At 57.3% G+C, this 11,943-nt stretch carries 7 protein-coding genes, 1 tRNA gene and 1 pseudogene; 2 read left to right on the forward strand and 7 right to left on the reverse strand.

Annotated features, from left to right (window positions below; translation table 11 throughout):
* Nucleotides 1-29 precede the first annotated feature (29 nt).
* Nucleotides 30-632: a PEP-CTERM sorting domain-containing protein gene (locus BMZ63_RS13980; RefSeq protein WP_091706448.1), complete on the reverse strand. Its 603-nt coding sequence runs from the start codon at nt 630-632 to the stop codon at nt 30-32.
* Nucleotides 633-981: 349 nt separating this feature from the next.
* Between BMZ63_RS13980 and BMZ63_RS13985 the strand changes: the two genes are divergently transcribed.
* Nucleotides 982-1,482: a hypothetical protein gene (locus tag BMZ63_RS13985; protein ID WP_091706450.1), complete on the forward strand. Its 501-nt coding sequence runs from the start codon at nt 982-984 to the stop codon at nt 1,480-1,482.
* A 1-nt stretch (nt 1,483) separates the two neighbouring features.
* Nucleotides 1,484-2,560: a hypothetical protein gene (locus tag BMZ63_RS13990; protein WP_091706451.1), complete on the forward strand. Its 1,077-nt coding sequence runs from the start codon at nt 1,484-1,486 to the stop codon at nt 2,558-2,560.
* Between the two features lie 233 nt (nt 2,561-2,793).
* On the opposite strand, the pseudogene BMZ63_RS15335 reads toward BMZ63_RS13990, so the two are convergent.
* The 6 genes and pseudogenes from BMZ63_RS15335 to rpoD form a co-directional block, all read right to left on the reverse strand.
* Nucleotides 2,794-3,799, reverse strand: a pseudogene (locus BMZ63_RS15335) (Abi family protein).
* Nucleotides 3,800-3,820: 21 nt separating this feature from the next.
* Complete coding sequence (locus tag BMZ63_RS14000; protein WP_091706453.1) at nt 3,821-4,798, reverse strand: restriction endonuclease subunit S; 978 nt, start codon at nt 4,796-4,798, stop codon at nt 3,821-3,823.
* Between the two features lie 838 nt (nt 4,799-5,636).
* Entirely contained in the window at nt 5,637-7,133 is a 1,497-nt protein-coding gene (locus tag BMZ63_RS14005) for a type I restriction-modification system subunit M (RefSeq protein ID WP_091706455.1), read from the reverse strand.
* A 110-nt stretch (nt 7,134-7,243) separates the two neighbouring features.
* Nucleotides 7,244-9,655 (reverse strand): EcoAI/FtnUII family type I restriction enzme subunit R, encoded by a 2,412-nt coding sequence (gene hsdR, locus BMZ63_RS14010; RefSeq protein WP_091706457.1) that lies wholly within the window; start codon nt 9,653-9,655, stop codon nt 7,244-7,246.
* A 272-nt stretch (nt 9,656-9,927) separates the two neighbouring features.
* A tRNA-Ile gene (locus BMZ63_RS14015) sits at nt 9,928-10,004 on the reverse strand.
* A 91-nt stretch (nt 10,005-10,095) separates the two neighbouring features.
* Nucleotides 10,096-11,931 carry an RNA polymerase sigma factor RpoD gene (gene rpoD / locus BMZ63_RS14020; protein WP_091706459.1) on the reverse strand — a complete coding sequence of 612 codons (1,836 nt, stop codon included), beginning with the start codon at nt 11,929-11,931 and terminating at the stop codon, nt 10,096-10,098.
* Between the last annotated feature and the right edge of the window lie 12 nt (nt 11,932-11,943).

Here is an 11,943-nt window from a genome sequence, read left to right on the forward strand (position 1 = left end):
CCGGAGTCCGGGGCCGCGTGTGGAGAGGATCAGGCTTTGCCCATCCGGCGGCGGCTCAGCCCCAGGCCCAGCAGGCCGAGGCCAAGCAGTGCGATGGAGCCGGGTTCCGGCACATAGGTCGGCGGCTCACTGTTGTAGAAGGCGATGTGAGACAATTCCTTGTCGTCGGGTGTAAACCAGGTGCCTTCGGTGACCACTTCCGCCAGGTTCAGGCAGGCGAGAGTGTAGGTGTTGCCGCTGCAGTCTTCACTGTTCGCGTCGTCCACATACCAGAACAGGTTGAAGCCGTTGCCGGCCTTGACTGACCAGTAGCGGATACCGGGGTCATCTTCGCCGGGGGTGTAGTTCCAGCTGCCTGTGGCGTCACCGCTGAAACTGATCTCATCACCGGTGAAGCTGCCGTAATCACTGTTAAGCTCATCGACGGTGCCGTTGGGCTTGTACTTGACGATCAGCGGTGAAATCTCGATACGCTCATCGTCGTCGTCGATGAAAATCTGGCAGGCTTCGCCTTTGCCGAAATAGCCGGAGCAGTCGTTGCCCTCGAATTCGTGGTAGATCAGCCCTGCCGAGGCCGGCAGTGCAAACAGGCCGGCAACCAGTGCGCCTGTGGCGGGAATGAATGTTTTCATGATGGAATCCTCCAGAATGTCCTTTCCGGTAAACCGGATCCACTGTCAGCAGGGTGCCCGATGGTCCTTTTGCAGCAGTGTCTGAAGCAGATAAAGCATAAATGCTGCCAAAACCTAACATGCTGAAAGTACGGCTTAATTTTGTGAGCGCCGGTTGTGGCTGTAAAAAACCTCGACGCTTTGGCGGCCCGGGCCGGCGGTAACCTTGACAGGGGGAGGCAGCCCCCTAATATAGCGCACACGTTGGCCGGTAACTTGCAGAGGGCTGCAGTTTGGAGTGCGGCGTAGAACAAAGGGATGCTGCCGCGCTCAGAATCTCATTTTTTTACCAGTAACACAGGATGCATCCATGGCTGTGGCCTTACCGCCCGAGCTGGAAATCAAGCTCAACAAACTGAGTATCAAGAAGCCTTTGATCAACCGCTTACTTGCCGTGCTCTTCATGCCCTTCATTGCCCGCAGCGGCCTGAAGGTGAATTACGACCCCGAGAATTTCTACGCCTACCTGCCGAAAAAACGGTTCAACTCGAACTGGTACGGCACCCAGGCGGGTGCTGCCATTCTGGGCAACAGCGAACTGGCAGCCGGTTGCTACCTGTTCCTGTTAACACAGGGGGAATACCGCATGGTGTGTACCCGCCTGGATTACCGTTTTTTGCTGCCAAGTACCGATCCCGTCATCTATAAAATCGATCTGGACCGGGCCGAGCTGGAAGAGAAAATCGCCGCCGGCGGCAAGTTCATGATGGATCTGACCATCAAACTGTTCCGCGCCAAATCGAAAACCACGGCCGGCAAGCGCATCGGTTCGGGCAAGATCAGCTTCAAAGTCTGGCCGGTGGGTGGTTAACATGCCGGTAGCCATGCAACAGGCGTTCTATCTGGCGTGTTCCTGGCTGTGGTGCATCGGGGCATTCCTGCCGGTTTTGTTGTTGCGTGACTATGGCTGGATAACCCTAACGGGCTTCACCCTGGCCAACGTGATCGGCGCCGCGGCCTTTGGCTGGGTAATGACTCGCGAAGGGCAGCCATCTTTTCTGGCCGAACACAAAGCGTTTCTACGGCTGTTTTCTTACATTACCGTCGCCTTTCAGCTGTTTTTCGTGGTCTGGCTCAGCGCTTTGGTAGGCTGGTGGCTGTTGCCGCTCATGCTGGTGTTTGTGGCACTGTTTTACCGTGCCGACCGTGATATCGGCGCGGTATCGGCGGGCCTGTTCCTGGCCTCCCTGGCGCTGTTCGGCGGTTACCTGCTGAAAGACCCGCCCCTGGCCTCGGTAACCCTCCAGCCGGGCTGGGCTCATACCCTGATGCCGCTGGTGCTCGGTTTTCTGTTGTCGCCCTACCTGGATCTGACCTTCCACCGGGCCTTCCGGCAAAGCCCCAACCCCCGGCTCAGCTTCACCCTTGGTTTCGGGGTGTTCTTCCTGACGTTGCTGGTGTTTGTCTTTGTGTACGCCGGCGGTTTGCGGGATATGGCGACGGGCAGCACGGCACTGGACCTGTCACTGCTCTGGCCGGTGGTCGCGTTCATCGTGCTGCAGACAGCGTTTACCGTGGCGGTGCACCTCAGGGAACTTCAGCGCCAGCAGGCGTCTGTTGCGCCGTCCCGCCAATGGCCCTGGCTGGCCTACCTTGCGGTACTCGTGTTGATCATGGCCGCAGGCGTGGGGCTGCAGTTACCCTGGCTGAAACTTCCGCTGACGGAAGTGCTGTATAAAGGCTTCCTGCTGTTCTACGGACTGGTTTTCCCGCTGTACCTGTTGCTGGGTAAGCGCAGGCCGTTGTTCCTGGCGGCATTGCTTCTGACGGTGTTGCCATACAGCGCTGGCTTTTTACTGGGCGGTAATTGGCTGGTGGCTTTGAGCCTGAGTATGGCGGTTGTGGTGGTGTTTGTTGGTGTGCGCTGGTTCAGGGCTGAGCGTGTTTGAGGATGTCCCTGTAGGGCGACATAAATTGTAACGGGCTTGCTTTGCTAGTTCAGCACCTCTATCGTTATTCGTAACACGGCCCCTGCCTCTTGGCTCCGATAGGAGCTTACGCGGGGGTTTTTTGTAATTAGTGGTAAGCCACACTTGAGTAATGCACCACTCGTGTCTATTATTTGTCGCAACACGGCCCCAATCGGTGGATCTGCTATGCAGTGAAGCTGCTGCGGGGTTTTTTATTGCCTGTTTTTCGGGAAACACTCCCAACCTCTCCATTCATCCGACACGCCAAAGGCGCCCCAGCCAATCCCAAGTGGTTCGTTTTCGGGAAATTCTGCCAGTAATTCAGAGAGCCGTTGCCACCAACTGGACGTTGGATTGATAGAGCTCAATAGCTTCTGGCAAATACACAGCAACAGAAAAGGCCGGGCAAGAACATGCTCGTTGCCACGCGTCCAGGCGTTATCAAAGTCCGGCACAACGCCCTTGGGAGGTTTTTGTGGCTGGTCTACAACGTTACGGTTCCATAAGCGGCTGTGATGGGCGCACACGTTGCGTAAATAGTTCAGGCTCCTTAGCCAGGAGGCGAGAGTACGGCCGTTCTGAATCCCGTATTTATCGGCGATGGTGTCCTGGTCTACCATCATAGAGCTCTGACAGCGTGTTGAAGTCCCATACCTCGCAGGCAATCCAGATAGGCAGCGGGTGGCCATACTTGGTTTTATTGTGCCTGATGAAGTCTTCCTTGGAGCGGGCGATTTGTGTGGCCTGCTTCTTCATCCAATCCACGTGTCTGGGCAAGCCTGTTTTAGCGTCTGCCTCCTTGGCGAACCCCTCGAACAGAATGTCCGGGTTCAGGTAGGCGAATGGGTCATGCTTTCCCAGCGTGTGGGATATATCGACCCGCAAGGCCACTTCGATGCGCTCGAGCGCATCCAGCGCAAGAAGGCGAAGCTTTTTGTCGAATACGTACAGGCGCACGGCCGCCTCGAAAGACGCGCCCGGCTTGAAGCTGTCGAGAACGGTGCTGGTTTCCTTTGTTTTCTTCCCTCGGGGAATGCCCTTACCAACGGGGCAAAACAACCCGGAGCGTTCACGAAACGGATGCCAGTACCCGCTCAGGCGGTAATATCCAATACGCTCCAGGTATTCCAGTGCCTTCGCCTCATCGGTAACCGAAAGCCCCCGGTTCTTTAATTTATCGAGCTGCTCGCGGTAGCTAAGCCACGGTTTTTCGTACACTGGGCGGTCATCCTTTTCCGGTTAGTTCAGGGCTCCTTCCACCACGGCTTCGGCCAGCTGGTTGCGGGTTTCGCTGGCTTGGTTCAGGCGTTCCTTGAGTTGGTCGCAGAGGGCCGTGAGTTCATCTATCTTTTTCACGATTTCCTTTTGAGTTCGTATGCTCGGAACTGGAATAAAGGCAGCCGCGACCTTTGCCGGTGAGGTGTGCCTAACTGTCGTGCCAGAACACGTTCGAGCGAGCTCGTTGCGAAGTAGTTTGCTGTTGAAAAACCAATATATGAATCGGGGATCGAAGTGGGCTTTGTTGAAAAGCAACTTTCCGAGCCGCTGATTGTGAAGATAGACCTTTCCATCCTCTGGTATGAAGGCTGCACTACCTAGCAACCCCGGAGCTTGTTCCGTCATTGGTATTATCAAGTCATGTGCTTTCAGCACAAACTCTTCGTCAACCGGTCCTTCGTAATACTTCGTTTTCACCCCTCGATCTCGGAAGCCTCCTTTTTCATGAAAGTTTCCTGGCGTGGTCAACACCAGCGGCCCCTCATTCTCCGAAAAGTAGCTGCTTTTGAATGCATAGCCATGCTTAAGGGCTATCACGTCACCCACCCGAGCCCATAGCCAACTATTGGGCAATCTATATGGAGTTTCGTCAGCCGACGATTCAGCGGGTGTCTTCGGTGCTTTCATTTGTGTCTTGCGAGCGATTTCTTCCTTTTCCGCTCTTAACGTCTCTAAAGAGTTGGGGGGCGGCATGAGGTCATGGTGTGACTCCGTTAGAGCCCCCATCATCCCAAGCTGAAGTACAGTCTGCCTAAGCTTGTCGATACTCTGTTCGGTGGTGAACAGGGTGTCGAAGTGGGCGGCGAGGCGGGCCCAGTTGTCGGCGAGTTCGGTGGCGTTTTCGGATTGGGTGAGGGTGCCGAGCAGGGTGTCCACGAGGGTTTCGTGGGCTTCGAGCTGGTCGCTGGTTTGCTGTTCCAGCCGGTCGCAGAGGGCCATGAGTTCATCGACTTTTTGGACGATGCGGTGTTGTTCTCAAGCGGCGGGACGGCTATCGGCATAACAGCTAACTTCCCGAGGTATATTCCTTTCTGAGCTGTCCCTTTGCCGTGGGTATCGTAATAATTCAGGCAGTTAGGAGCGATAAGTTGATAGGCTAGAAACTCTGAATCTATCGGAGTGCCTATCACGGCTACACTGCGTTGCAGTGCGAACTGGGGAGCTTCTGGTGGAACCACGGCAGCCCGACCCAATGATGCGACGATGGTCAGAAGAACATCCCCCGGGCGGGCTTCAGTTCTGGCATCCTCTTTTACGAAATCTTCAATCGTGAGATAGCGAGAAGGGCATTTAAAATCGATTCTTCCAAGATTCACGTTCTGGCTGCTCAACATTGGTATGCCCCTGCCGGCATCCTTTGGGGGATTGTGAGAGCCATCGGTTAACTTAAATGCAACCTCGCCCAACTGGGACCAGCACCAATTATTGGGTAAATCATTCAGTTCATCTAGATTGACCGATTCGTTAGCCTTTCGCCTTTTCTTAATTTTCTTGTTTTTTTCAAGTTCCAACCTTTCGTCTCGTAGGCGCGCAAGCAATACATGAGCAGGCTCTGCGTTTGGGTTCTGATTGACGAGCTTGCCTTTAATTGCCAACTCCAGAATCAACTCCCGAAGTTTCTTAACCCCAGTCAGCTCAACCTTGCCATTACTCCCCCGGCCACTGCTGGATTTCTTCGTAACAGCCCCGGTCCACAAATCCAGATGGTCGATGACTGCTCCTGCCACATCGACACTTCCGCCATCCCTGGCGGTCGCTCGTACTCCCTCCCGCGCACTCACGCCGTACCTCCATTGGTGTTCTCATCGCTGTTGTGAGAAAGCGCATCGGCCAGGATGTCTCGCAGCTGGTGGCGGATTTCCTGGATTTCGGACTGCTGCTGTTCGTACTTGGCCAGAAGCTCATCCGGGTCGTGGTTGACCTCTTCGCCTTGCCAGGGGTTCTTGATGTCCAGGTTGTAATTGCGGGCCTTGATGTCGTCGATGGACACTTTCCAGGCCTGCTCGGTTTCCTCGCGGCTGGCGAAGCCGTCGGCCTCGGTGCCCCACCAGTCGATTTCGGTCTGGAACTCCGAGAACTTCATGGGCCTGGTTTTGCTGTAGCTCTTGTAGCCTTCCGGGTAGGGGTGTTCGTAGTACCACACGGTTTCGGTGGGCTTGCCCTTGGTGAAGAACAGCAGGTTGGTCTTGATGCCGGTGTAGGGGTTAAACACACCGTTGGGCAGGCGCACGATGGTGTGCAGGTTGCACTCCTCCAGCAGCTTTTCCTTGAGGCGGGTTTTCATACCCTCGCCGAACAGGAAGCCGTCTGGCAGCACCACGGCGGCGCGGCCACCCTCGCGCAGCAGGTGGATGAAGAGGGTCATGAACAGATCGGCGGTTTCCCGGGTACGGAAGGCGCTGGGGAAGTTGGTTTCAATGCCGTCTTCTTCCATGCCGCCGAAGGGCGGGTTGGCGACAATCACATCCACCCGCTCTTTCGGCCCCCAGCTGATGAGTGGGCGGCCCAGGGTGTTGTCGTGCTTTACCTGGTCCGGCACTTCGATGCCGTGCAGTATCAGGTTGGTGGTGGCCAGCAGGTGTGGCAGTGGCTTTTTCTCCACGCCGTGGATGCTCTTCTGCAGGATTTGCTCGTCCTTCGGCGTCTCCACGTAGTTGCGGCGTTTGTGTTCGATGGTGCAGGTGAGGAAGCCGCCGGTGCCACAGGCCGGGTCCATCACTTTCTCGTCCAGCTTCGGGTCCACCCGGTTGACCATGAACTCGGTCACCGCCCGTGGGGTGTAGAACTCACCGGCGTTGCCGGCGCTCTGCAGGTCTTTGAGGATTTGCTCGTACATATCGCCCAGCTCATGGCGCTCGGCGGATTTGTTGAAGTCGATGCCGTCCTGCAGTTTGTTGATGACCTGGCGCAGCAGCTGCCCGGACTTCATGTAGTTGTAGGCATCCTCGAACACATTGCGGATGACCACGCCCCGGTAGTCGTCACCGGCCGGCTCCAGGTTCTGCAGGCCGGGGAACAGGGTGTTGTCGATGAAGTTCTTGAGCTCATCGCCGGTCATGCCTTCGGGGTTGGCGGCCCAGTTGCGCCAGCGCAGGTGCTCGGGAATCGGGGACTTGTACTCGTCGTAAAGCAGTTCCCACTCATCTTCCCGGTCATCGAAGATTTTCAGGAACAGCATCCAGACCAGCTGGCCGATGCGCTGGGCGTCACCGTCCACGCCCACGTCTTTGCGCATGATGTCCTGGATGGATTTGATGGTGGTGCTTATGGCCATGGGTGTTCCTGTGATTCTGAGTTAGGCGTTAATTCAGCCCCCTCTCCCTGGCCCTCTCCCACCGGGGGAGAGGGGATGTTCGCCGTAAACTTTGGCGCTAGAGGCAGGGGTCAGGAGGTTTGTTGGTAGAGTTCGTCTTCCAGGTCTTTCACGGCTTCGGTGTAGCCGGGTTTGCCGCCGAAGGCGTTGACCAGTTCGATAACGGAGCCCATTTCACTGAACGGGGCGGTATTGAGCACGGACACTTTCTCAATGGGTTCGATGCCGGCATTGGTGTACTTGTCCAGCAGGGCGTTCATGACCTCTCGGGTGGCGCCTTCGTATTTGCTGAAGTAGTCGTGCCTGCGTACCTGCTCGGCCCGCTCTTTGCGGCTCATGGGCGGCTGGTCGTAGACGATGTGGCAGATAACGTCGAAGGGGTCTGGCTCCTCGCCCAGCTTCTTGCTGACATCGCGGGTGAGGTCTTCCCAGATAACGCCCTGTTCGGCCAGTTCGTCGATGATGGCCTGCTTGCGGTCGGCCTCGTTCCAGCGGCGCAGGAAGTCGTCCAGGGTGGCGTACTGTTCTTTCACTTTCTTGCGGGTGAAGTCTTTCAGGCTTTCGGTAATGAGCTTGCCGTCCGGGCCCAGGTATTGGACGCGCTCGGCGATGACGCTCACATCCACGCCGTCCACCACGTATTTCACGCGCTTGCTCTTGCCTTCGTCCTCATCGGCACCGGTGTAGTCGGTGTACCAGCCGGTCTCGGGGTCTACGTCGTACCCGCCGTCATCGTCTGCGCATTCCTCGGGGTTGTTTACCGGCTCGTCGGCGTATTCGTCGTCCGGGTTTACCGGGTCGTCGGTGCCGGGTTGGTAAACCTTTACCGGGTCGCCGTCGAAATCCGGATCTGCAAACAGTTCGGTGGCTTTCTTGAAGTCCAGGATGGTAAACCAATGCTTGTTGTAGTCGTCGTTGATGCGGGTGCCACGGCCGATAATCTGTTTGAACTCGGTCATGGACTGGATGCGCTGGTCCAGCACGATGAGCTTGCAGGTCTGGGCATCCACACCGGTGGTCATCAGTTTGCTGGTGGTGGCGATAACCGGGTAGCGCTCTTCGGGGTTGATGAAGTTGTCCAGCTCGGCTTTGCCTTCCTGTTCGTCGCCGGTAATGCGCATCACGTATTTTCGGTTCTCTTTCACCCGCTCCGGGTTCAGGTTCACCAGGGCCTGGCGCATGCGTTCGGCGTGGTCGATGTCTTCGCAGAACACGATGGTTTTCTGGTAGGGGTCGGTCTGGGCCAGGAACTCGGTGACCTTGCTGGCCACCAGTTCTGTGCGTTTCTTCAGCACCAGCTGGCGGTCGAAGTCTTTCTGGTTGTAGATGCGGTCTTCGATGAGTTCGCCATTCGCATCAGTCTGGCCCTTGCTGGGCCGCCAACCCTGGAGGTCCCGGTCCAGGTCGATACGCACCACTTTGTAGGGGGCCAGAAAGCCGTCTTCGATGCCCTGCTTCAGGGAATAGGTGTAGACCGGCTCGCCGAAGTAGTCGATGTTGGAGACTTCCCTGGTTTCTTTCGGGGTGGCGGTCAGGCCGATGTGGGTGGCGCTGGAAAAGTAGTCCAGAATCTGGCGCCAGGCGGAGTCTTCCGCTGCGCTGCCCCGGTGGCACTCGTCGATAACCACCAGGTCGAAGAAATCCGGCGAGAACTGTTTGTAGATGTTTTTCTCTTCCTCGCTGCCGGTCACGGCCTGGTACAGCGACAGGTAAATCTCGTAGGACGGGTCCACCGTGCGGTTGGTGACCTTGGTCATGGCCTGGCCGAAAGGCTTGAAGTCGTTGTTCTTGGTCTGGTCCACCAGGATGTTGCGGTCGGCCAGAAACAGGATGCGTTTCTTCTGCTTGGACTTCCACAGTCGCCAGATTATTTGAAAGGCGGTGAAGGTCTTGCCTGTACCAGTGGCCATCACCAGCAGGACGCGGTCCTGTCCCTTAGCCACGGCTTCAACGGTGCGGTTGATGGCAACCATCTGGTAGTAGCGTGGCGTGCGACCGCTGCCGTCGTCGTAATAGGCCTGCTCGATCGTTTGGCGGGCGACCTGACCAATGCCCTTGTGTTGACAGTAAAGCTGCCAGAGCGCTTCTGGCGAAGGGAATTCGTCCAGCTGCAGAGTGGTTTCCGTCTGACCGTAAAGCCCGGTGCGGTCGTGGAACAGGAAGCCGTCGCCGTTGCTGCTGAATACGAACGGCGCATCCAGCGCGTCGCTATAGGCCAGGGCCTGTTGCATGCCATCGCCCAGGCTGTGGTTGTTGTCCTTGGCTTCGATGATGGCGATGGGGATGTTCTTCTTGTAGTTCAGAACGTAATCGGCACGGCGAGGGCGGGCCCGGGTGTGCATGCGGCCACGGACAATGATGCGCCCGTTGGTGACGGGAAACTCTTCGCGTACCTGGCTCTGGATGTCCCAGCCGGCTTGTTTGAGAGCCGGGTTGATGAACTTGGTGCAGATATCCCGTTCTGTGAGCTTTTTCTTGTCCATGCGCTCTCGCCGTTACGTCCGGTTTGCAACTGTCTGGATTTGCGTGGTTTTGTGCTGTTCAGGGTAGCCCAAAATGGCGTTGGTCAGAAGGGGGGAGTAAGGCAGAAACAACAAAGCCCGCTCAATGGCGGGCTTTGTTGTATGAGAATCTTGGTGGGCCCAGCTGGGCGAAGCAGGATAAAGCGGAAGCAAAGCTTTCGCCCTGCGAAGCGACAGAAATCTGTGATTTCTGGCTGGGATAGTCCGATGAGGTTCAGCGCGACTGAAAGGAGTGGTGGGCCCAGCTGGACTCGAACCAGCGACCAAAGGATTATGAGTCCTCTGCTCTAACCAACTGAGCTATAGGCCCTTTTTCTTTCTCATTGCCCTGGAGGGCAGAAGCGGGCGCCATTATACCGGTGAGGTGGGGCGCCCGCTACTGTTCGGGGAATTTATTGCGATCAGGCGCTGTTGCCCTGGTCGTCAATAAAGCCGCGCAGGTGATCGGAGCGGGAAGGGTGGCGCAGCTTGCGCAGGGCCTTGGCTTCGATCTGGCGGATGCGCTCGCGGGTTACGTCGAACTGTTTGCCGACTTCCTCAAGGGTGTGGTCGGTATTCATTTCGATGCCGAAACGCATGCGCAGTACCTTGGATTCGCGCGCGGTCAGTCCGGAGAGCACGGAGCGGGTGGCTTCGCGCAGGCCTTCGGCGGTGGCGGAATCGACCGGTGACAGGGCCTGAATGTCTTCGATGAAATCGCCCAGATGGCTGTCTTCGTCGTCGCCGATCGGGGTTTCCATGGAGATCGGTTCCTTGGCGATCTTCAGCACCTTGCGGATCTTGTCTTCCGGCATTTCCATGCGCTCGCCCAGCTCTTCCGGCGTGGGTTCGCGGCCCATTTCCTGCAGCATCTGGCGGGACACACGGTTGAGCTTGTTGATGGTCTCAATCATGTGCACAGGAATCCGGATGGTCCGGGCCTGGTCCGCGATGGAGCGGGTGATGGCCTGGCGGATCCACCAGGTGGCGTAGGTGGAAAACTTGTAGCCACGGCGGTATTCGAACTTGTCGACCGCCTTCATCAGGCCGATGTTGCCTTCCTGGATCAGGTCCAGGAACTGCAGGCCGCGGTTGGTGTACTTCTTGGCGATGGAGATAACCAGACGCAGGTTGGCCTCCACCATTTCCTTCTTGGCGCGGCGGGCCTTGGCTTCGCCGATGGACACGCGGCGGTTGATTTCCTTGATATCGGCAACGTCGAGGTCGACTTCCTGCTGTACGTTCTGGATGCGCTTTTGCAGGCGCACAATGTCGTCAATGCGCTCGCCGACGGCGGCCGCGTAGGGCTTCTTCATGGCGGCGATTTCAGAGGCCCACTCAATGTCGGTTTCGTGGCCGGGGAACCATTTGATGAAATCCTTGCGTGGCATTTTGCAGTCGCGCACACAGATCTGCATGATGGCCCGTTCGTTTTCCCGAACCAGGTCGTTGGTGGAGCGAACCACGCCCACCAGCTCTTCAAATGCCTTGTTGGCCAGCTTGAAGGGGGCAAACACTTCGCCCAGCTCGTTCAGGGCGTCCTGGGTTTTCTTGTGGCTTCGGCCATGCTTTTCCAGGGCGGCGTCGGCGGCGGCCAGTTTTTCTCTCAGCAGCTCGAAACGCAGGCGGGTTTCTTCGGGATCCGGGCCGCTTTCTTTCTCTTCTTCCTCGTCGCTGTCGTCATCGCTGTCGTAGGAGTCGGAATCGGAGGCGGTTTCTTCGGGCATGAACGGCTCGGCGCCGTCCGGGTCCAGGAAGCCGGTGACGATGTCGCTGATGCGGCCTTCGTTTTCGATAATGCGGTCGTAGGCCTGGATCACGGTGCCAGCGGTGCCGGGGAAGTGGGCCACGGCGGCCATGACATCGCGAATGCCTTCTTCAATGCGCTTGGCGATAACGATCTCGCCTTCGCGGGTGAGCAGCTCCACGGTGCCCATTTCGCGCATGTACATGCGAACGGGGTCGGTGGTGCGGCCGGCGTCGGTTTCCACGGCGGCAAGTGCGGCGGCGGCTTCAGCGGCGGCAGCTTCGTCAGCGGTGGAGTCACCTTCGGTCATCAACAGGGTATCGGCGTCGGGTGTTTCCTCGCACACCTGGATACCCATGTCGTTAATCATCCGGATAATATCTTCTACCTGATCCGGATCGGCGATGTCTTCCGGCAGGTGGTCGTTTACCTCGGCGTAAGTCAGGTAACCTTGTTCCTTGCCCCGTGCAATGAGGTCTTTCAAACGTGATTTCTGCGAATTGCCTGACATAGACACCCTGTG

Origin of the sequence: Marinobacter persicus, assembly GCF_900114155.1 — a bacterium.
GTDB classification, from domain to species: Bacteria; Pseudomonadota; Gammaproteobacteria; order Pseudomonadales; family Oleiphilaceae; genus Marinobacter; species Marinobacter persicus.

Excerpts from the sequence above, each read along its gene's own strand:
- BMZ63_RS13980 (WP_091706448.1), bottom strand. The coding sequence starts at position 632 with ATGAAAACATTCATTCCCGCCACAGGCGCACTGGTTGCCGGCCTGTTT.
- rpoD (WP_091706459.1), bottom strand. The coding sequence starts at position 11,931 with ATGTCAGGCAATTCGCAGAAATCACGTTTGAAAGACCTCATTGCACGG.
- BMZ63_RS13990 (WP_091706451.1), top strand. The coding sequence starts at position 1,484 with ATGCCGGTAGCCATGCAACAGGCGTTCTATCTGGCGTGTTCCTGGCTG.
- hsdR (WP_091706457.1), bottom strand. The coding sequence starts at position 9,655 with ATGGACAAGAAAAAGCTCACAGAACGGGATATCTGCACCAAGTTCATC.
- BMZ63_RS14000 (WP_091706453.1), bottom strand. The coding sequence starts at position 4,798 with ATGGCCCTCTGCGACCGGCTGGAACAGCAAACCAGCGACCAGCTCGAA.
- BMZ63_RS14005 (WP_091706455.1), bottom strand. The coding sequence starts at position 7,133 with ATGGCCATAAGCACCACCATCAAATCCATCCAGGACATCATGCGCAAA.
- BMZ63_RS13985 (WP_091706450.1), top strand. The coding sequence starts at position 982 with ATGGCTGTGGCCTTACCGCCCGAGCTGGAAATCAAGCTCAACAAACTG.